A 20,181-nucleotide genomic window follows, 5' to 3' on the forward strand; every position below is an offset into this window, starting at 1 on the left:
GGGGTTAATTCGACAGCTTCATTTTCGGTGAGTTTTTCACGCTTATTCGCTTTTTTTGCATTGCGTGCAGCACGTGACGCTATGTTGTGACTTTTGTTCAAAATACTTCCGATACAGTTCTATACCGCGCTAGTGTGCCACAACCCAGACAATGCATAAATAACCGATAGTGAAACAGGGCTAGTTTTAATACTTAGTGTTGTGAATCGCTAAGCCATTACCGGTTAGAAATAGCGTGTAGGGTGAAGAGCACAAAGAATATTTATACTTTTTGCATCTAATTAAAGACGGCAAACGTTTAATAACATGTAAACACAAACAATCGATCGAAAAATTCTTGTGTCTATGCCCTGATCAGAGTTCCGAAGCTTAAGGCCATTTAATTTCTAAATGCCATTTATGGCTCGGTAAAGAAGGATACTTTATGGAACATGAAACCTTGTTTCCCCTACTGTGTGAAACAGCGAATGGCAATAAAGCCGCTTTTGCTGAGCTATATAAATTAACTAGCCCTCAGCTATATGCTGTGGTGTTAAAGCTTTTGAAGCGGCCGGAACTAGCCGACGAAGCTACCCAAGATGCGTTTATCAAAATATGGCATAACGCTGGCAGTTACCAACGAGGTAAAGGTACTGTGTTGACGTGGATGGTCAGTATTGCTCGCTACCGTGCATTAGATTTAATACGCTATCACAATCTGAGAAATGAAGTATCACTAGATAACGAAGCGCCTCAATTGGATGAGTCTTCTAACACCGTTCGGATGAATACCGAGCAAGATAAATTAGCGGAATGTTTGGATGAATTGGATCAATCCCAACGCCAAGCAATCCAGTTGGCTTATGTAAACGGGCTTTCCCATCAAGAAGTTGTGAACCATTTGTCGTCGCCTCTGGGCACTATAAAAAGCTGGATTAGACGTGGCCTTCAAAGCTTACAAAGGTGTTTGTCATTATGAATTATTTGAAAGAAGAACGGTTAAACGCACTCGCGGCCGAATATGTGGTGGGCACCTTACGTGGCAAAGCACGTCTGCGCTATCAAAAACTATTGATGCAGTACCAAATTGTAGGTGAAACCACCGCCAAATGGGAAGAATACTTGGTAGGCTTCTCAGACGGCATAACCCCTGTAGAGCCACCTCACGGTGTGTGGGAACAAATTCAGCACCGTCTTAATCATGGCAATTCAACAAAACCAGTGTCGAACGTTGTTGAATTTGAACAAGCAAAGCAGGCTAGATGGCGTTATCTCTCCTTTCTGTCTACCGCTGCTGCAATGATATTTGCGGTACTTCTTGTAGTGATGATACCGGTAGCCGATGAAGAGATTTCTCATGTTGCTGTTGTAAATAACGCAGACAATACGCCGCTGTGGGTAATAGAAATATCTGAATCTACCATGGATGTAAAAGTGACCAGCGCATTTGCTGCTATTACCGATAAAGATTATGAGTTATGGATGGTGCCTGAAAACGGCGAAGCCCCTATTTCCTTAGGCTTATTACCCGAATCTGGACTTGAGCATCTTGCAACCAATGCCATATTACTCAACGGTAGAATCGCGGCACTAGCCGTAAGCTTAGAAGCGCCAGGCGGCTCAAAAACCGGTGCACCTACTGAAGTGTTATACATAGCGCCGCTAGTTTCTGTGTAATAGAGAAGACATTTCTAAAAAAGTACTTTTGAAAGCCGGCATTCAAGCCGGCTTTTTTGTGTATGAAAAAAGTATTTTAAATAAAAGTAAAATAGTTGCATCCAACTGTGCATCCGAATCGTTTGGCTTTATGAACTCACTCACTAAGAGACATAATATGATTTCGATTAAACGTTCAGTAGTTGCAGTTTCTTGCGCACTTATTGCCGCAGGCGCAGTGGCTTCAAGCCACCGTGAAGCGCCTAATATTACTCGTCACCCTGCTTTAGATAGTACCGACTTTTATGCATTTAACAGCTACGAAGAAGGGCGTGAGGGCTACGTTACTTTCATCGCAAATTACATTCCACTGCAAGATGCCTACGGCGGCCCTAATTATTTCGCCATGGATCCTAACGCGCAATACACCATTCATATCGACAGCGATGGCGATGCAGTAGAAGACGTTAGTTTTGTTTTTGAGTTTCAGTCTATGCTTGCAGCCGAAAACGAAGGTATAGCGTTACCTATCGGCGCAGCAGGCGAAGAAAAAATGGTGAAGGTGCCATTAAAGAACATTGGCCCTGTTAGCGCAGACGACCAAAGCGCCGCTAACTTCTCAGAAATGTATAGCTTAACTATGGTTTCTGGCGATATGCAAAGTGGTGAGCGCACTACACTAACGCCAAGTGCTGGCGATACGTTTACCAAGCCTCTTGATTATATCGGGAATAAAACCTTCACGAGCGAAGCCGAATATGCTCGGTATGCAGAAAGCTTTATCTATTCATTCTCGATACCGGGCTGTAATGACATGGCAAGGGTATTTGTGGGCCAGCGCAAAGACCCTTTTGTGGTAAACCTAGGTAAAACCTTTGATTTGGTTAACTACGTACCGGTTGAAGGCGACAGCGCCCCGGGCGCAGGTGATGGCGGTGGCTTTCCAGGCGGGATTACCCAAAGCGATGATAACGATGACTTAGCCGATAAAAATGTGACCTCAATTTCTGTTGAAGTACCTTCAGCGTGTGTTACGGGCGACGGTAATGGCGTAGTTGGCACTTGGACAACAGCCAGTCTTCCACAAGCACGTATCCTAAACCCTGATGCTACCTTTGCATCGCCAGAAGTTAACGGCGGCGCGATGACACAAGTATCTCGCTTAGGTAGCCCATTAGTTAACGAGCTTGTTATTGGTATAGGCGATAAAGATACGTTCTCTAGTGCACACCCAAGTGATGATGGTCAGTTCGCTGATTATGTCACCCACCCTGCCCTACCAGAGTTGCTGAATATCTTATTCAAAGATGCGGTTAACACTACGTTAGGCACATCAATAGAAACGTTAGCGCCAACTAATTTCCCAAGAAATGATTTAGTTGCCGCCTTTTTAACTGGTTTTCCCGGAGTTAATCAACAGGCCTCAGTAACCGCGTCGGAAATGCTTCGCTTGAATACGGGTATTCCAGCAACCCCCGCGGCTGAACAGTCTGCCTTTGGTGTGGCAGGTGACGATTTAGCCGGCTTCCCTAACGGAAGGAGACCTGGCGATGATGTGGTAGATATTGCCCTTCGTGTTGTGATGGGTCGATTATGTTACCCCATCCCGGTGAACGGTGAAGACACTAACCTTGGCTTGTGCGCAGAAGAAGACGCCAGCGTAGGTAATGTTCCTTTTACTGATGGTGCTCCTGTGGATGCAAGCATGACTGATGCCTCATTCCCTTACCTTAAAACACCTATTGCGGGTTCTGAATAAGGAGTGAAGATTATGAACAACGCTCTATTGAAAGGTATCGCTTTAGTAGGTGCACTCAGTGCGCTTACTGGGTGCTTTGACAGTGACGACGGTGATAACACGCCAGAAGTAAACGAGGGGCCGGTAGCGGAAGATGCCATGTTTACCACGCAAGCAGATATCGCATTTACTGAGATGCTAAGCGCAAACGATGCTGACGGCGACATGTTAACCTATTCGCTAGCCGACGACAGCGCAAACGGAACCACAACGGTCACCGCAGATGGCGATTTTACCTATACACCTAATGCGCAATTTACGGGAACTGATTCCTTTGTTTTCAGTGTATCTGACGGTGTGAATGATGCTGACATGGGCGAAGTGACTATCACCATCGAAGCGCAACAAGTCTCGTTTTCAAGTTATACCAGAGATGCTTTTAACCAAGAAGCGACTGATACCCCCCTTCCCGTCAATGGAAGAGCGTTCACGCTGGATGCTGAGCAAAGCAGTTTTGATGATTTGCTGCCTCAGCAGTAAATAGCCGTAGCGCCAGGGAAGGCGCTGCTTTTTCTTAAGATTGTTGACTTTACGTTTATCTACCCTAGGAGTTTATACTATGAAGTTAATGACTCGGCTTATCGCACTTAGCGCTTTGTCTACATTATGCTCATCGGCGCTGGCATTTGATGATACAGCGTCTCTTAGCGGCACATCAGGCGACATTCCTAGCAATAAAGTTATTGCCACATGGAGTGCACAACCTCACGCAAAAATGACCATAGCACAAGCGCAAACAGCGCTTAATCAAAGCCGTTATCCCGATGCTACAGGCAATGAAAGACAACAGGTGATTCGCTTCATTCATTATCAAAAGCAGCAAAAAGCCCCCCTTTCTGCTAGCGCGCAAACGCAACTTATGGTATTAGAGGCCAAAGTGCTACAAGGCACACATCAATTTAGCGAAGCTGAGGCTATTTTAAACGAAATAAATACACCGCTTTATGCACCGGCTTTATTGCTATTAGCTGATATTAACATTCAACAAGGTAACCCCGCTGCGGCCAAGAACTTTTGCCAACAATTAATTGGAAAAACCAGTTATTTATTGGCCATCACATGTATTTTGAATGCCGAATTCACACTTAATACTAATAGTGCTAGCTACGAAAAACTATTAAATATTGAGACATTTGCTGAAAAAAACCATGCCGTGGAAAACCATGCTAATAACACGCGCGCCGAGCAAGCGAGTGCGAGCGAACGCCTTTGGTACTACGAAACTTTGGCTGCAATGGCCTATACCCTCGATAAACCCGAAGCTACGCTTTCACACCTGAACAAATTAGACGCACAAAAACTGCCATTAAGCGCATTGCTGCTATGGTCTGATGCTAAGCTCAAACTTTCAAAGCCCAAAGATGTCATTAATAGGCTTACAGCAATTCAGGCTACTAATCGCATTCCCAACAGCACGAACAACGACATAGACGATGGCTTATTGCTTCGCTGGGCGAAAGCTGAAAGGCAAATAAGTCTTCATGACACTGAAATTCAAAAGCAATTAGCTGATAGAATGGCCTTACGTACTTGGCGGGAAGATGTGTCTCATGCAGCGCAAGTGGCTAGTTATTTTTTAGATATTGATTATAAACCTGCTATAGCCCTGAAATTCGCCAGACTGAACTGGCAAGCGGCACAAACACGAAGTGACGCTAGGTTACTTGCACGGGCCGAAAGCGCTGTTGCCACATCATCTGCATTGAATTAAAGAACATATATGAAAACACTTGTAGTTAGTCTTTTATTGTCCCTTTTAGTTATCAACGTAAGCGTAGTAAACGCCCACGAACTTAGTAGCGGGTATTTAACGCTAAACGCAGGTAAAGAAAATACCTATAGCGGTGAATTGTTATTAAAGCCGGATGATATTGGGCAGGTAGCTGGACTAGATACTAATGGCAATGGCGCTTTGACGTGGGGTGAGATTCACCAAAACCAGCCCTTATTAGAGAGTTATATAACGAAAGTGCTAAGTATTAGAGTAAACGAGTCACCCTGTAAAATTAGCCTTAGCATGCCAAATATTAGAAGTGTTTCCGGTGACTCTTATCTAGTTTCACCTATTCAGATTGTGTGCGGATCAGCTGGCACATTGGGCATTCACTACGACGGCATTTTTGAACATAGCCCTACCCATAAGCTTCTTGTGAACGTAAACCTTGCTGGTCAATCAGGAAGTCGTTCACAAGGCAGTTCACAAAGCATTTCAGAAAACACATCTGTTACCAGCGTACTTGATACAGATAACCGCAGCGTTACATTCGATGCTAGCACTACGTCACTAACCGCATTGTTCATTTCGCTAGTGTACGAAGGTGTATGGCATATCTTCATTGGTATCGATCATATCCTGTTTTTAGTGGCTACCTTGCTTACCGTTAACCTGGTAAGAGAGCAAAAACAGTGGCAAAAAGAGCCTTCAACCTCTCGAATACTAAAGCACACTGTAATATTAGTCAGTGCGTTCACGCTAGCGCACTCTATAACCCTGACCGCTACCGCCCTGAATTTTATTGCGTTGGATAGCCGTTTAGTCGAGCTTGGTATCGCTATTTCAGTGCTGCTGACTGCTCTTAATAATATCTATCCGCTAATTGTTCGTTTAGGCATTATTACGTTTGCCTTTGGCTTATTACACGGAATGGGGTTCGCCAGCGTGTTTGCCGATTTAAATGCGCAGTCAAATAACTTGGTACTTAGTGTGGCTGCTTTCAATATTGGTGTGGAAGTGGGTCAGTTAGCTATTGTGGCAGTATTACTACCCTTGCTTCTGTGGCTGCGTCATTTTGCATTTTATGCCAAAACCTTGATGCCACTCCTATCATCAGTCATTGCGATTATCGCTATTAACTGGACGATTCAGCGCTGGTAACGATCATAGCAGTAAACCTTGTTCAGACCGCTTAACACTGGTGTTAAGCGGGGCTTTTGAATGTCAACCTAATGTCACGCCAAATGTCACAAATGTAACCTTGATTGCACCTCACGTTTCTGCCGCATAACCTTTGCCCCTACACGCTGGTCATCAATGAGGTTTCTAGCACAGGGTTAATTATTTACAGACGAGCAAGCAATGAGTAGTCGCGAGCAAAATCGGGTTCTGGCAGGCCCCACCATTCCCACATTTTTCTATTACGTTATTCCCTCAATGATAGGCTTACTATCACTTACCACCGCTAGCCTTGTAGACGGCATTTTTGTGGGAAATATTGTCGGCTCAGATGCGCTAGCCGCCGTTAGTTTGCTATTACCGTATTTAACCTTTCTTATTGCTATATCACTGATGCTCGCCATTGGCGGCGCGGTAACGGCAGGCAAGTATTTAGGCGAAGGGAACACTACCGCCGCCTCTGACATTATGAGTAAAACTCTGATAACCACTGTGCTAGTTAACTTTTGTTTCGCACTGCTAAGTTTTGCTCTTGAGCCTACGTTATACGTAATTTTAAACATACCTGCACATATTCAACCGCTAGTAACCGAGTATTTTGCCATTATTCGTTGGGTGTTCATTCTGCAACTAAGCACCATGGTGCTTTATTATTTTGTGCGCACCGATGGTCATCCTGTGCTGGGAACAAAAGCCTTAGTCATAGGGGCACTTACTAATGTTGTTCTTGATTGGGTATTCATATTGCACCTTGATATGGGAATAGCGGGCGCCGCCTATGCTACTGCCATCGCGCAGTTTATACAGTGCGTGGTGCTTATGACCTACTTTTTCAGCCAAAAACGTACCCTACGCTTTTCCTTTAAGCAGAAAAATTGGCGCGCTATTGTTTCCACTGCCTATAACGGCGTTTCAGAATTCGTCAATGAAGTATCAGTTGGCGCCCTTTTCTTACTCCTAAACTGGCTGCTGATTGCACAGTTAGGGGCAAATGGTGTTGCTGCGTTTAGCGTAGTGAACTATTTTATTTTTCTTAGCGTGATGGTGTCTTATGGGGTGGCGGATGCTCTTCATTTACTGGTTAGCCAGAATTACGGCGCAAAGAATACCCCTCGAGTTTACGCATTTCTAAAAATTTCACTTTCAAGTGTGTTACTCACTGGCTTGCTGCTGGCGGGTGCACTGATTTTTGCACAAGCACCTCTTACCACCTTATTTTTAAATGAACGGGACAGCGAGGTAACCGAGCTTGTTGGTCACGTTATAGGCCTGATGTGGCCGGTGTTCATTGTAAATGGCATTAATATTCTTCTAGGGTGCTACCTAACGGCCATTCATAAACCCGCGCCGTCGGCATTGTTGGCGCTATGCCGTAGTATTTTATTTCCCGCAACTATGCTGGTGTTCCTCTACGTTATTTTTTATCACAGCACACTGTTGTCACTGTCACCTTCACCACTATTATTTCTTATCGCACTGCCCATTGCCGAATGGCTAACCTTTAGTTTTGCTCTCATATATAGCTATCGATTTCGCCCCACTACGCTTTTGGAATAAGTAACAAATGTAAACCAACTTGAGTATGATAATCATTCTCATTACGATGACGGGGAATTTTAATGTCTGAGTAAGGGGAGAAAAGCATGGCCACAATCGCCAAGCAAATCGCAGATAATGCATCCTACCACGCTTTTGTTAACGGCTATTTAAAAGAAATAGATGAAGGGGTTTGGCACTCGATAGCACAATGGAAGTCAGTAAGCGGCTTCAATACAGAAAACCGCGATAAATTCATGCTGGAATTACAACTTCAGCACAGTGAAATAAAGCTGATATTCGGTGTGGCGTTTCGGTCAATCGTAGGAAGACACAAACTCACTGGAATTTACCATCAACGTCCAAACAGCATGGAATGGCACCCACTAGACTCTATTTCAGCCATCATGCTATTGATTAAAGAAATCTACGCTCGGTCAAACACCCCCCACGTTTGTGAGCAGGAATTGGAACTCACATTACGCACTATTGAAAGCCATCAGGTAATGGCTGATTATGTCCAAGAAAGAAAAGATGATCCCGCACTAAAAAGCCCTCGTTTTATTGACTCAGAACAATCGGTGTTGTTTGGTCACTGGCTCCACCCTACTCCCAAATCTCGCCAAGGTATGCACCGTTGGCAACACGCGCATTATGCCCCTGAACTTAAAGGCAGCTTCAAACTACATTTTTTTGCCGTAGAGAGAAAATGGCTAAAACAAAGTTCGGCGATTGAACTTTGCGCAGAACACATCGTGCTTCGTATAGCAGAGCAAGACGCTGGCGATGAACAAGTTGCTTTGATTAAGCAGTTTAGTGAAGCGGGCAAGGCGTTAGTGGCGGTTCACCCACTTCAAGCAGAATGGTTACTAAAGCAAGATTACATTCAACAGTTAATTTCCACTGGGCAACTACACCCATTAGGCCCGCTGGGCGCAAAGTTCACACCAACGTCGTCGGTTCGAACCCTGTATTGTGAACAGCTCAACTTCATGGTGAAAGTCTCTATTCCAGTTAAAATCACCAACTCCATGCGTATAAATATGGGTCATGAGCTTGATGCTGGCGTGACCTTAGCGAAGCTACTTAGTACAACACGTTTTTCGTCTCTGCATTCACAGTTTCAAGTTATTGGCGACCCCGCTTACCTATCACTTTCTTTACCTGATATGGATGAAAGTGGCTTTGAAATGATATTGCGCGACAACCCATTTAAGCAAACCGAGAAAGAATTAGGCATTGGAGGAATACAATCAATCGCGGCGCTGGTGCAAGACGCTATTCTCCCTAACGACCGTTCAAAGCTTGCCACTATTATTCATACGCTGTCTGTTCAAGAGGGACGTTCACTGCATCAAACAAGCATTTCATGGTTCGACCGTTACTGGCAATGCGCAATAGAGCCAGCCATTAGGTTGTTCGATCAATTTGGTATTGCACTAGAAGCCCACCAGCAAAACTCCCTATTAGACCTAACTGAAGGCTACCCGAAAACGTATTTTTATCGGGACAATCAAGGATTCTACCTTTCAAGTTCGGATAAAAGCACGCTACTGCAGCTAGAGCCCGATCTCATTAAATGCCCAGAGCTATTTTACGATAACGATATGATTTTCGACCGGTTTGGCTACTACTTAATAATTAACCAACTCTTCTCGGTCATTAATCGCTTCGGCTTAGACGGGTTAGTTGGCGAAGACACCCTGCTAAACCTGGCCCGCATAAAATTAGATAAGCTATTAACCCAAGTATCTTCACTAGGGCAGGGGTTGATACGCTCCATTACAGAGCGTAAGTCTATTCCTTGCAAAGGCAACTTGCTGACCCGGGTAGATGACGTTGATGAGTTACAAGCTGAGATGGAACAAGCCGTTTATACTCAAATTAAAAACCCACTTTACTGCTTAACGCCGCCAGTTTCCCTCTCCCCCAATCTAGCTACCACATTCGAGGTTTGCCTTGAATCAGCTTAATATTGAGAAAAGACCTGCATTAGTGCATGTGAATAAGGGGCTAACCTCACGTTCAAAAGCCCGTGTAATCAAGCAGCTCGTTGAAGCATTACTATTTGAGCAACTTGTTCCTTACCACTATACCAATGGCAGCTTTTGGTTTTCAGTTGGCGCCACCCGTTACATCGCCCGCGGCCACATTTCAAGCTTCGGCCGAATTCGATTAGATGCTACCTATATAAAACAAATCGCGCCATTCAAGACAGCCACTATTGATTTACCTACCTTGGTAAACGACTTACCCGCAAGTGATAGCACAAAACGCCAATTGCTAAAGGAGTTAGATCAAACTATCGGGTTTTGTGAATGGAACGATGCGCATTTATCACAATTGCAGAGTCGACGACATCTAGACTACTCCGCCTTAGAGTCAGCCATTTTAGAGGGCCATCCCTACCACCCTTGTTTCAAAGCCCGCACAGGTTTTAGCACTAGTGATCATGCGTACTATAGCCCAGAAGCAAATAACCATTTCAAGCTTCACTGGTTGGCCATTAAACACGCCTTTTTAGCACTAAATTTACCAATGGAAACCATCCATTTTTGGCAGCAAGAACTGGGCAATGAAACCCTAAATACTTTGCAGCAGCGGTTAAATACTTCAAGCACACATGGCCAAGAATATGGTTTTCTACCTATCCACCCTTGGCAACGACAAGCATTAGCATCTGAGCTTACACAACCTATTAATAACAAGGATGTTATTGATTTAGGTGAATGTGGCGATAGTTATCAGGCCACTATTTCGGTGAGAACGTTACTGAATGTAACCTCACCAAACAAAGCGCATGTGAAGCTGCCTATGAACATGGTCAATACATCTTCTTTGCGCACCATTGAACCTCATTCAGTGACAACAGCACCGGTCATTTCGAACTGGTTAGATACAATTATCAAACAAGATAGCTGGTACCAAGAAAAGCAAAACCTTGCTATCCAAAATGAATATGCAGGCATCGTAGTTCGACACCCCGACACTACTGTGGGGGCCGAGCATTGGGCGAACAAATTATCCCCAAGTCTTAGCGTAATTTTTCGCAACAGCCAACCGCTAAAAGCAGGCATTACGCACGCCCTTCCCTTTGTTGCATTATCTCTGGTTGAACACGACGGCTTGCCCTTTATCGACCCATGGATAAAAAAATACGGCTGCGAAGCTTGGCTAACTCAACTACTTGAAGTAACGGTTGTGCCGGTGTGGCACTTGTTAGTTAAACACGGCATAGCGGTGGAAGCGCATGCACAAAATATGAATTTACGGCATGACAATGGCTGGCCAACGTCGGTGGTATTGCGGGATTTTCATGAAAGTTTAGAGTATGTCGACAGCTATCTTGCTCAGCCAGAGCTAACGCCACACTTCGCTAAATTACACCACGATTACATTCATGCACCAGACAACCAATTTTATTGGATGTCAGATGTAGATGCACTGCGTGAACTCTTCGTAGATACGTTGTTTGTGTACAACCTTACCGATTTAGCCGAGTTGATGCATCGCTATTATCACTATGAAGAAAGCCAGTTTTGGCGACAGGTTAGTCATGTGTTATCAGCCTACGAAAAAACGGCTAAGCCATGCCCTACTCGCATAAGAAAAATCAAATTACTTGCGCCCACTATTCAAACTGAATCTCTACTCGCAAAAAAGCTGAGTGGCCAAGGGATGCAAGAATTTCACCACACTATCCCTAACCCTTTACATCCACTTTAATGTGCAGGAGATTTTCATGTTAAGTGTTGATACCACATTTTATTCCACCCACGATTTCGAACGTTTTTACCAGCAATTTTCAGCGATTGCCGAACTGCATGCAAAGCACGCAAATATTGCCGTATGCCTTAGCGATACCGCTACATGGTTAGCCTTATGCCTTTACGCTAAAAACCATGATATTTCAGTGATGCCAATTCACCCAGATACGCCGCTGGCACAGGCCAAGCGTAGCGCCAGCAGAGCTAAATGTGGGGTATTGTTGTACGGCGACATGCACTCCCCAATTGCTGTTGAGTATGAAGGTGAGGCAGACCAGCGTGCCGGGCTTATTCAAATGAGCTCTGGCACAACGGGGGAACCTAAGTGCATAAAACGAAGTTGGGTAGCTATAGATGTAGAAATAGCCAGTTACATTTCTCACTTCCCTGATGCTGACGCTATGACCCCTTACGTAGCATGCCCAGTCACCCACTCATACGGACTAATATGTGGGGTGCTAGTGGCGCTTGGTAGAGGCAAAAGCCCGACAATTATTACTAATATCAACCCCAAATTTATAATGAAGTTATTGCTGGCAGCAAAAAAACCGCTGCTTTACTCGTCACCTGCGATGTTAAGTATGCTTAGCATGTTGTGGCCGAAAAGCAGCACGCTTTATGCCGCCATGACTTCTGGTACCTTAATGTCGAAACCAACACTCGATAAGGTAAGTGAACGAGTAACGCATTTATACCAACAATACGGTTGCTCTGAATCTGGATGTGTCAGTTTGGGCCCTATCACTTCCTCCAACACCAGCATTGGTCATGTTCTGCCTCATATTCAAATATCGTCTGGGCATGACGTCAATTACCCTGAAGAAATAGTGATAACCGTACCTGCAATAAATGCCAGCCATCAGGCACACGTTATCCATACCCAAGATTTGGGCTATTTTGAGCATGCAGAAAATGTGTCACCGACGCTGCATTTCATCGCGCGCCAAGACGACACCATTATTGTCTCGGGTTTAAATGTATACCCACAAGAGATAGAAGATATTGTTCTTGAACACCCAAGCGTGACCGATGCCGTACTGTTTAAAGTAAACGACACCACGGCGGGTCAGCGAGCCTGTTTATATTTCACCACCGACAAACTCGATGCCGATACGCTTCGGGCTTGGTGTGGCGACAAACTTGCCGCGTACCAAATTCCGCAATTTTTACATGCAGTGGAGCACATTGAACGCTTAGCAAACGGCAAAGTGAATCGGAAAAAACTGGCAGAAGCATACTGTGCCCAAAAGCTCCAAAACGAACTAGCACAGATGGCAGAGTAACCCCATGGATAAACAAAACATTATTGATGCCATTAAGTTGGTACTTGAAAAAGAGCTCAACAATCAAAAGCTGCGCGACTTTAGACCAGCAGCTCGGCTAAATGAAGACTTGTATTTAGATTCAGTACAGATAATGCAGCTACTGGTTCATATAGAATTGACGCTTGGTATTGATATACCCGATGCTGCGCTGAGTAATGAAGATGTTGCTACCGTATCTTCGTTAGCAGACTTTCTGTTAAGCCAGTCAAACGGCCGAACTAACGAAACTAGCAATGCGACAAATGAGGTAACTGAGGTCCAAGAAGAGTTTGAAGATATCAAAGTGCACTGCTTTGTGAGCTGCTTGTGCGAAAGCATTAAAGCTGATCCGCGCGTAGATCACAGACCATTCTATTTTGGCGTGTGGGACGCTGAAGTACTCATTAGCAATGACCACCATTTAGCCTACCACTCAGATGACATCAACCACGATGAGTTTAGAGCCTGGTATAAAAAAATATATGGCGTATCGGTTACGCCATGGTACTGCGAGACGCTCAGTAAACAAGAGAACCTTCATACCTTACAAACGTTATTGGCACAGAAATCTGAGAGCGAAAATATCATGGTAATGCTTGATATGTATTTGCTGCCAGAACGTGAGAACAAATTTAATCAAAACCCCTTCCCTCACTATGTGATGTTAGAAGAGACACGCGAGCCAGAAATATGGTTCATGCACGACCCTGACTTTCGTTGGGAAGGCACACAAAATAAATCACAAGTCATCGCCGCTATTGAATCAAAAGCTGTTGCAGGCGGCTATATTTTTGATAGCAGCAAAATAACGCCGAGTAAAAATTCCGTTATCGCCGATTACTTCCTCACCTGCTTCAACGCTAACCACAACCCAATGACGGACAAAGTACGAGACGTTGTTCACGCACACATTGATACAAAAAATAGTGCAACCGATATTACTCAGCTTGGCGAGGCGCTTAAGCAGCTTCCCGTATTAGCAATTCGTAAGTATGCCTATGAACATGGGTTTGCGTTTTTCTGGCGAGACATCGGCTTTCCAGAAGAAGAATTTGAGTATTGGTGCGATGTGATTGAAGCCCTTGTAAGCAATTACAAAAACATCCATTTTCGTGCCATGAAATTGGCCTCTGAGCAACCAAGTCCGGCTCACAAAAAAGCTTTGATAGAAGAAATACTCTTACTATTAGATCAGCAAGATGAGCGCGAATATAGCATTAAAAAACATCTCTTTGAGGTCTTTTCGCAGTGGTCTAGCTTGCACCAGATAAATTTACACGGCACACAAAAACGTGTTGAGGAAGTGGCATTATGAACCTATCAATTTGTACGATATCTTTTCGTCATCAACTCATTTCAATAGAAGAAATAGCCCAATGGGCACAGGCCAACCATTTCCAAGGCATCGAGCTGTGGGGTGCACATGCAAATAACCTCACCGACCAACCCCGTTACGATAAACAGTGGTTAGCGTCTTACGGCTTGAGAGCCACCATGCTGAGTGATTACCTGCCGTTACTGGTTTCTGAAAACGTGCTTTATCACAAAGTACAACATCTTTGCAGACTAGCCAAACATTGGGGCGCCAGTAAAATTCGAACATTTGCAGGGGGAGAAGGAAGTCTTGAATATACTGAAGCTCAAAGAGACGCTTTGTTTAAAAGGCTTCAGCAAGTATGTGACTGGTTAGCTCCTCATGATTTAAATTTAGTCATAGAAACTCACCCAAAAACCTACGCCGACTCCGTAGCCTCTACGCAAGCCATGTTCGCACATGTTAATAGAGATAATCTTCAGTTAAATTTTGACGTACTTCATGTGTGGGAATCGGGTGCCGAAATTACCCGCGCGCTTGAAGCGCTATTACCCCATATCAATCACTTTCATTTTAAAAATATTAGCGATGCACGCCATCTATCAGTCTTTGCGCCTGAAAATGTATATGCCGCCGCAGGGACAAGAGAGGGCATGGTGCCTATTTTTGAAGGAGCGGTAGAATATCAAAATTTTATTGAGTATCTCCACCAGCATCATAGCGCTGGTATAGCGAATGCTGATACGTCACTAGAATGGTTTGGTAATCACGCTAAGCAAGTTCTCAGTCGCGACAGGTATTTGATTCAACAGTTACAACAAACATGCTTGCGCGCTTAAAAACGACGTGTAAAACGAGGAGCTTATAAATGACTATGTCGGCCACTTCGCCAATGCAGGATACTCAGCCTGTTAATGAACGCCTACTCACGTTCGATTTTGCCAGAGGTATACTCATTATTTTGATGGTACTGGTTCACGTTCTAGACTTCTATGGCGATACAAGTACGCATGAAAGTTTAGTGGGCTCTACTATTAGGCTTCTGGCCAGCTGGCAAGTGGCCGCGTGGTTCGTATTTATTATGGGGATGTTTATTACCTACAGCGGCCAACAATCGTTATTAACGGGTTTAAAACGCGCGTTGGGGCTATTCGCACTAGGCTATGCACTAAATATTGCCCGGGGCTCTATTCCAATGTGGCTTTCGCTAAAAATGGGGTTAGTCACTCAAGAGCAATTGGGAAGTTATACACCTACTACCGAACTTTTCGTTGTAGATATTTTGCAATTTGCTGGCTTAGCGTTAGCGTGCTGCTTACTTATAAAGCATTTATTCCCCGCCCCAAAATACTGGATTGGCGGCGCCCTTTTAGTAACTTTTCTTTCGCCCTATTTTTGGGACATCACAACAGGCTGGAGTTACCCCGATGAAGCATTAAAACTCTTTTTTGGGAATAAACATCAAGGAGCAATGTTCCCCTTACTTCCCTGGCTAGCCTACCCACTTGCAGGCATGGTATTCGGCTGTTGGTTAAAATATTCAAACAACATTCAACAGTTTTTTAAAACATCACTTTGGATAGGTGCAGCACTAACCGCCACTGGCACGTTACTAACAATGACCAATACCGATTATCATATGGCCAGTAACATGCGAGCTGGCCCAGGAATGATAATTAGCCTAACAGGTGGTGCGCTTGTTTTTTTATGGCTTTGCCAACGTGTAACACAAGGTCAGAGTGCTAATCGCTTTGTTTCACTTTTGTGCTTTTGGGGCAGAAACGTTACAACCTACTACGTTATTCAATGGTTGTTGATTGGCTGGGGGTTGATGCTAGTAGGCTCCCAACAATTGCCGCAAATAGCAGCGGTTTCGGCAATGCTAGTGGTAATGGTACTGTCTCACTTTGGCGTATTGTTGTGGTTAAAGGTACGTACTGTTCGCTCAATGAGAGTGGCGTAACCAGCATCAACATTTTTGTCTGCAACTGGTATTCAACGCCTATCGGAGCCAAGAATGTTTAACTTTTATTCAGTCAGACACATAACGGTAATAAAACCCTAAAAAAAACTTGTACACCTGAGCTACATCGCTATAATGCAGCCTCATCGATAGCAAGCCTATCTAAGCCAGTGTGATGGAATTGGTAGACATGACGGATTCAAAATCCGTTGCCAGCAATGGCGTGGCGGTTCAAGTCCGCCCACTGGTACCATCTCTTTTCTTACCAATGAAAGAGATAACAATAAACCGACGAAAGTCGGTTTTTTTGTGTCTGGTGATTGATAAAGCCGCCACGAAGGCGTGGCGTCCGAGTGTCGGCCCAGCCAAAGTCCGCCCACTGGTACCATCTCTTTTCATTACCAATGAAAGAGATAACAATAAACCGACGAAAGTCGGTTTTTTGTCTACAGTGACTAATGCATTTCACCCCGATTTTTCTGACAGAAATTCCAAGTTAACTAACATTTTCTCGGCCAATCGCTGAAATTCCCACAACTCTTCTTGAGTTAAGCCTTCACTCAACTGTTCTAAAATATAGCGATCAATTTCTGTAACACGCTGGTAAAGGGCCCATCCTGTGTCAGTGCAAATTATTAATTGGCTGCGTTTGTCATTGGGATTAGGCTTTTTAGTTACTAATCCTTCATCCGTTAACGTGTTTAACAACCGAGTGACCTGGGCTTTATCACGCATCAAATCCACAGAAATTTGATTGGCCGTTATCTCGTTCTTTGCCCCTATTAGTTTCAAAACTTGCACATGCATGGGGCTTAAACACTCAACTTTCTTGGTATCTTCGACCTTGGGTTTTGCACTTTTTTTCAATGCCATGACAAGTTTAAAAATCATTTCAACGGGATTTAGTTCTGACAAAAGAACTCCTACCTAAGTGGCTGACATTGCCAATCATAGTAAATACTAGTTGACAATGTCAACTTATTTGAAATATAGTTGATTTTGTCAACAATATGTCGATTTATCTAATACAGCAACAATGTTAAAGGAGCTAATAAGTGAAACCCAACTTTAATGGCGAAACACCTGTTATTTATAAGGTGGCCGCAATCCTTTCGATTATTAGCGTAATGGCGGGAACATTAACCTGCATCATGACATTGGTTAACTTAGGTTATGGACCCCATTTTATAAAAAACTGGTTAAGTTCTTTTGCCTTAGCGGTATGCATTTTAGTACCTGCTGGCTACTTGGTAATGTCTATCGTGAACTTGCTGGTGGAACGCCTTTTCTCTGCACTTCCCCCCCTTAAAAAGAACATCTTAGCCGGGGTGTTTATGGCTATTGTTATGGAGTCAATTATGGCGGTAAGCACAGCGGCCAATACCATTGGATTTACTGATTTAAATGTATTTTTTCAAGCCGTTTTTGATGGTTTTATTACCGCTCTTCCCGTAGGTCTTGTACTTAGCTTAGTGATGACCCTGACCATAAAACCCAAACTTGAACAATTTATGGCTAGTTAGCCAAACAGAAGCTTAAAAGACGATGAACATTTTAATTGCGGGTGGCCACACTGGCATTGGACTGGAATTAACCAAGATACTGCTTGAGCAAGGTCACAAACTTGGACTGGTCGTAAGAAATCAGAATAGAGCCGATGCACTAGAAAAAGAAATAGATACAACAGATATCGATTTTTTTTATGCTGATTTAAGTAAGCATCAAGATGTCGTTTCAGTGGCTGAACAAGTTACTACCCAATGGCAGACTATTGATGGTTTGTTTAATAACGCAGGTGTGATGCTTGACGATACATATTTTTCAGACAGTAACAATGAAATGCACTATGAGGTGAATGTATTGGCACCTTATAAATTGGCAACCTTATTAGCCGAAAAGCTAGAGGGTGGATTTATTGTTAATACTGCAACAGGTGGTCTACACAATCAGTCAATCCTCAAGGTTGATACCTTGTTGGCTCCAACCAAGTTCGTAAAACTAATGGGTGCGTATTACCAGTCGAAACTTGCGCTCACTCTGTTAATAAATGATTTCGCAAAATCACATTCAAACACTCTGATTTTGAACGTTGATCCTGGTTTATTGAAAACCAAAATGTCAGGCAATAAGGAATCAATGCCTTTGTTCATGAAACCAATTGTAAAACTCTTTTTTAAACCTCCTGCCGACGGTGCTAAGAAGTTATTGAATGCAGCTTTTAATGAACAGTTTAAAGATAAAAGTGGTGTTTATATAACAGGCAATAAGGTGAAGCGGATGAAAGTCGAATTAACCAATGAATGGAAGGATAAGTTGCTCGCAGCAATGAAATAGAGGTTCCAAAGCCAATACACAACAGTCCGAGTTCACAGACAATCTGTGGGCTTTCTGATCCAAAGCGGACCATAGCAAAGAGCGTATACGCAATGACTTGAATCAGCCCAAACCCATTAATTATTAATCATTTTATCGGAGTTAATTATGTCAAAAGTAAAAACCGTACTTTCCTGGGTACCATTGGTTCTGTTAGGTTTGCCAATGATAGCCGCTGGCGGCGCCAAACTTGCTGGTGTACCAGACCTTCACGCCAGTTTTTCTCAAATGGGATTGCCTGGTTGGTTTGGTTATTTTATCGGCGCCTGTGAACTAGCAGCTGGTATTGCTATGTTTATTCCTAGGTTAACAGCCCTAGCAGCGACAGGCCTGATCCCGATCATGATTGGAGCAGCCTATTTTCATCTTTTCTATGCGGTACCCTCGCCGGCTCCAGCCATAGTCTTTATCGCACTATGTATTTACGCGATTGTGTTACGCAGAAAAGACGCCACTTGGTATCCAATTTGATGGTAATTTTTGAATCACTAACGGAGCGATAGTAAGCCCGCCAACTGGTACCAAATATTTAAACCAACTTTTTAGTTGGTTTTTTGCGTCTGGTGGTTAGCCCTCTGATGACAATGTACTCTCACCCCTTAATTCTCGCCGTAATCCAACTGAAACATAAACAGTATAGCTTTATAGAATTCGAGTCATTGTGTGTGAATCTATTCTATTCACAAAACAGAGCAAAGCGAGTTGATATAGTTTTCTATGAAAAAACTGAAACGCTATCAATACGAGCGATACGCCATTCTTTGCCAACTCTCCTACCCCGACGCTGAAGCGCACTACCGCCAAGTATTAAAACCCTTTCACGAACGTCACTTAGTCGATAAATATGGCCGGATGAGCGTCAGGATCTTATGGGTAGATAACAAAAAAGAAGCCATTGTGGTATTTAGGGGTTCACTAGGACTAAAAGACTGGCTCGCAAATTTGGTATTCCTGCCAACTAAAATCCAACAAGTCGATAAAAAGTTCTATGTACACTGGGGCTTTAGTCGACTACTTCATCAACCCATGTATTCAAGCACGAAGACGATTGAAGAGGCGCTGCCATTGCAAGAACTTTTGGTTAAAGTACTAGAACCTCTGCAAAATCAAGGTAAGCGTTTTACGTTTATAGGCCACTCTTCAGGAGGCGCAGTAGCCGTACTGATGGCCGATTATTTTGAAAGAAAAAATGCTAAAGCCGTTAAACGAGTAGTGACTTTTGGCCAACCCGCAGTGGGCAGTCGTTCATGGTACAAAAACTATCTATTACACCACAAAACATACCGCATTTGCTGTGACTTAGACGTAGTAACGTTTATGCCTCCCTTCCCTTTTTACTTTTGGCATGTGGGTAAAATGCTATGGCTGCATGACGATCAAATCTATGAAAACACGCCTACGCATAAGCGTTTTTTTAAATCTTTAAGTAGCTGGCTATTAAGACCTATTACCTACCATTACATGAGAAAATACATTAGAAATAAATCGTTGTTCGATGAACATTAGTGTGTGCTCATGCTAAAGGTTTTTTTAAATGTGAAGGCCGAATTTAAAAAAATAAAAAACCGACTTAACGTCGGTTTTTTATTTAAAGTGT

At 43.6% G+C, this 20,181-nt stretch carries 18 protein-coding genes and 1 tRNA gene; 18 read left to right on the top strand and 1 reads right to left on the bottom strand.

The features are described 5' to 3' along the window. The first annotated feature begins 424 nt into the window (after positions 1-424). The 14 genes from FLAVO9R_RS16260 (at position 425) to FLAVO9R_RS16325 (ending at position 16,464) form a co-directional block, all read left to right on the top strand. Complete coding sequence (locus tag FLAVO9R_RS16260; RefSeq protein ID WP_159533006.1) at positions 425-958, top strand: sigma-70 family RNA polymerase sigma factor; 534 nt, start codon at positions 425-427, stop codon at positions 956-958. Beyond that, positions 955-1,656, top strand: coding sequence for an anti-sigma factor (locus tag FLAVO9R_RS16265; protein WP_159533008.1), 702 nt, complete (start codon positions 955-957; stop codon positions 1,654-1,656). The genes FLAVO9R_RS16260 and FLAVO9R_RS16265 overlap by 4 nt, the downstream gene beginning before the upstream one ends. A gap of 157 nt (positions 1,657-1,813) precedes the next feature. Then, entirely contained in the window at positions 1,814-3,394 is a 1,581-nt protein-coding gene (locus FLAVO9R_RS16270; RefSeq protein ID WP_159533010.1) for a DUF4331 domain-containing protein, read from the top strand. Positions 3,395-3,406: 12 nt separating this feature from the next. After that, positions 3,407-3,913: an Ig-like domain-containing protein gene (locus FLAVO9R_RS16275; RefSeq protein WP_159533012.1), complete on the top strand. Its 507-nt coding sequence runs from the start codon at positions 3,407-3,409 to the stop codon at positions 3,911-3,913. A 79-nt stretch (positions 3,914-3,992) separates the two neighbouring features. Further along, positions 3,993-5,144 (top strand): hypothetical protein, encoded by a 1,152-nt coding sequence (locus FLAVO9R_RS16280; protein ID WP_159533014.1) that lies wholly within the window; start codon positions 3,993-3,995, stop codon positions 5,142-5,144. Between the two features lie 9 nt (positions 5,145-5,153). Continuing rightward, a complete protein-coding gene (locus tag FLAVO9R_RS16285) occupies positions 5,154-6,308 on the top strand; it encodes a HupE/UreJ family protein (protein ID WP_159533016.1) in 1,155 nt (384 codons plus the stop codon). Between the two features lie 201 nt (positions 6,309-6,509). Beyond that, positions 6,510-7,883, top strand: a complete 1,374-nt coding sequence (locus tag FLAVO9R_RS16290; protein ID WP_159533018.1) for an MATE family efflux transporter — start codon at positions 6,510-6,512, stop codon at positions 7,881-7,883. A gap of 86 nt (positions 7,884-7,969) precedes the next feature. Beyond that, positions 7,970-9,835 carry an IucA/IucC family protein gene (locus FLAVO9R_RS16295; RefSeq protein ID WP_159533020.1) on the top strand — a complete coding sequence of 622 codons (1,866 nt, stop codon included), beginning with the start codon at positions 7,970-7,972 and terminating at the stop codon, positions 9,833-9,835. Further along, a complete protein-coding gene (locus FLAVO9R_RS16300; protein ID WP_159533022.1) occupies positions 9,822-11,588 on the top strand; it encodes an IucA/IucC family protein in 1,767 nt (588 codons plus the stop codon). The genes FLAVO9R_RS16295 and FLAVO9R_RS16300 overlap by 14 nt, the downstream gene beginning before the upstream one ends. Before the next feature lie 16 nt (positions 11,589-11,604). Further along, entirely contained in the window at positions 11,605-12,912 is a 1,308-nt protein-coding gene (locus FLAVO9R_RS16305; RefSeq protein ID WP_159533024.1) for an AMP-binding protein, read from the top strand. 4 nt (positions 12,913-12,916) lie between these two features. After that, positions 12,917-14,248: a DUF6005 family protein gene (locus FLAVO9R_RS16310; protein WP_159533026.1), complete on the top strand. Its 1,332-nt coding sequence runs from the start codon at positions 12,917-12,919 to the stop codon at positions 14,246-14,248. Next, positions 14,245-15,087 (top strand): sugar phosphate isomerase/epimerase family protein, encoded by an 843-nt coding sequence (locus tag FLAVO9R_RS16315; protein ID WP_159533028.1) that lies wholly within the window; start codon positions 14,245-14,247, stop codon positions 15,085-15,087. Before FLAVO9R_RS16310 ends, FLAVO9R_RS16315 begins: the two co-directional genes overlap by 4 nt. A gap of 29 nt (positions 15,088-15,116) precedes the next feature. After that, positions 15,117-16,211: a heparan-alpha-glucosaminide N-acetyltransferase domain-containing protein gene (locus FLAVO9R_RS16320; protein WP_159533030.1), complete on the top strand. Its 1,095-nt coding sequence runs from the start codon at positions 15,117-15,119 to the stop codon at positions 16,209-16,211. Positions 16,212-16,377: 166 nt separating this feature from the next. Next, a tRNA-Leu gene (locus FLAVO9R_RS16325) sits at positions 16,378-16,464 on the top strand. 212 nt (positions 16,465-16,676) lie between these two features. Here the strand turns inward: FLAVO9R_RS16325 and FLAVO9R_RS16330 are convergent. Beyond that, positions 16,677-17,126 (bottom strand): MarR family winged helix-turn-helix transcriptional regulator, encoded by a 450-nt coding sequence (locus FLAVO9R_RS16330; protein WP_159533032.1) that lies wholly within the window; start codon positions 17,124-17,126, stop codon positions 16,677-16,679. 140 nt (positions 17,127-17,266) lie between these two features. Here FLAVO9R_RS16330 and FLAVO9R_RS16335 point away from each other — a divergent pair, with 140 nt between their 5' ends. The 4 genes from FLAVO9R_RS16335 (at position 17,267) to FLAVO9R_RS16350 (ending at position 20,090) form a co-directional block, all read left to right on the top strand. After that, a complete protein-coding gene (locus FLAVO9R_RS16335) occupies positions 17,267-17,734 on the top strand; it encodes a DUF2798 domain-containing protein (RefSeq protein ID WP_159533034.1) in 468 nt (155 codons plus the stop codon). 22 nt (positions 17,735-17,756) lie between these two features. After that, positions 17,757-18,545: an SDR family NAD(P)-dependent oxidoreductase gene (locus tag FLAVO9R_RS16340; protein WP_159533036.1), complete on the top strand. Its 789-nt coding sequence runs from the start codon at positions 17,757-17,759 to the stop codon at positions 18,543-18,545. Positions 18,546-18,692: 147 nt separating this feature from the next. Further along, positions 18,693-19,055: a DoxX family protein gene (locus FLAVO9R_RS16345; RefSeq protein WP_159533038.1), complete on the top strand. Its 363-nt coding sequence runs from the start codon at positions 18,693-18,695 to the stop codon at positions 19,053-19,055. 246 nt (positions 19,056-19,301) lie between these two features. Further along, positions 19,302-20,090, top strand: coding sequence for a lipase family protein (locus tag FLAVO9R_RS16350; RefSeq protein WP_159533040.1), 789 nt, complete (start codon positions 19,302-19,304; stop codon positions 20,088-20,090). Positions 20,091-20,181 lie beyond the last annotated feature (91 nt).

This window comes from Alteromonas sp. 38, from assembly GCF_902506055.1.
Classification (GTDB): domain Bacteria; phylum Pseudomonadota; class Gammaproteobacteria; order Enterobacterales; family Alteromonadaceae; genus Alteromonas; species Alteromonas lipotrueae.

What these genes read in the sequence shown, in the direction of transcription:
- FLAVO9R_RS16305 (WP_159533024.1), top strand. Translation starts at nt 11,605, where the DNA reads ATGTTAAGTGTTGATACCACATTTTATTCCACCCACGATTTCGAACGT.
- FLAVO9R_RS16265 (WP_159533008.1), top strand. Translation starts at nt 955, where the DNA reads ATGAATTATTTGAAAGAAGAACGGTTAAACGCACTCGCGGCCGAATAT.
- FLAVO9R_RS16345 (WP_159533038.1), top strand. Translation starts at nt 18,693, where the DNA reads ATGTCAAAAGTAAAAACCGTACTTTCCTGGGTACCATTGGTTCTGTTA.
- FLAVO9R_RS16285 (WP_159533016.1), top strand. Translation starts at nt 5,154, where the DNA reads ATGAAAACACTTGTAGTTAGTCTTTTATTGTCCCTTTTAGTTATCAAC.
- FLAVO9R_RS16320 (WP_159533030.1), top strand. Translation starts at nt 15,117, where the DNA reads ATGACTATGTCGGCCACTTCGCCAATGCAGGATACTCAGCCTGTTAAT.
- FLAVO9R_RS16260 (WP_159533006.1), top strand. Translation starts at nt 425, where the DNA reads ATGGAACATGAAACCTTGTTTCCCCTACTGTGTGAAACAGCGAATGGC.
- FLAVO9R_RS16270 (WP_159533010.1), top strand. Translation starts at nt 1,814, where the DNA reads ATGATTTCGATTAAACGTTCAGTAGTTGCAGTTTCTTGCGCACTTATT.
- FLAVO9R_RS16310 (WP_159533026.1), top strand. Translation starts at nt 12,917, where the DNA reads ATGGATAAACAAAACATTATTGATGCCATTAAGTTGGTACTTGAAAAA.
- FLAVO9R_RS16295 (WP_159533020.1), top strand. Translation starts at nt 7,970, where the DNA reads ATGGCCACAATCGCCAAGCAAATCGCAGATAATGCATCCTACCACGCT.
- FLAVO9R_RS16280 (WP_159533014.1), top strand. Translation starts at nt 3,993, where the DNA reads ATGAAGTTAATGACTCGGCTTATCGCACTTAGCGCTTTGTCTACATTA.
- FLAVO9R_RS16315 (WP_159533028.1), top strand. Translation starts at nt 14,245, where the DNA reads ATGAACCTATCAATTTGTACGATATCTTTTCGTCATCAACTCATTTCA.
- FLAVO9R_RS16350 (WP_159533040.1), top strand. Translation starts at nt 19,302, where the DNA reads ATGAAAAAACTGAAACGCTATCAATACGAGCGATACGCCATTCTTTGC.
- FLAVO9R_RS16290 (WP_159533018.1), top strand. Translation starts at nt 6,510, where the DNA reads ATGAGTAGTCGCGAGCAAAATCGGGTTCTGGCAGGCCCCACCATTCCC.
- FLAVO9R_RS16275 (WP_159533012.1), top strand. Translation starts at nt 3,407, where the DNA reads ATGAACAACGCTCTATTGAAAGGTATCGCTTTAGTAGGTGCACTCAGT.
- FLAVO9R_RS16340 (WP_159533036.1), top strand. Translation starts at nt 17,757, where the DNA reads ATGAACATTTTAATTGCGGGTGGCCACACTGGCATTGGACTGGAATTA.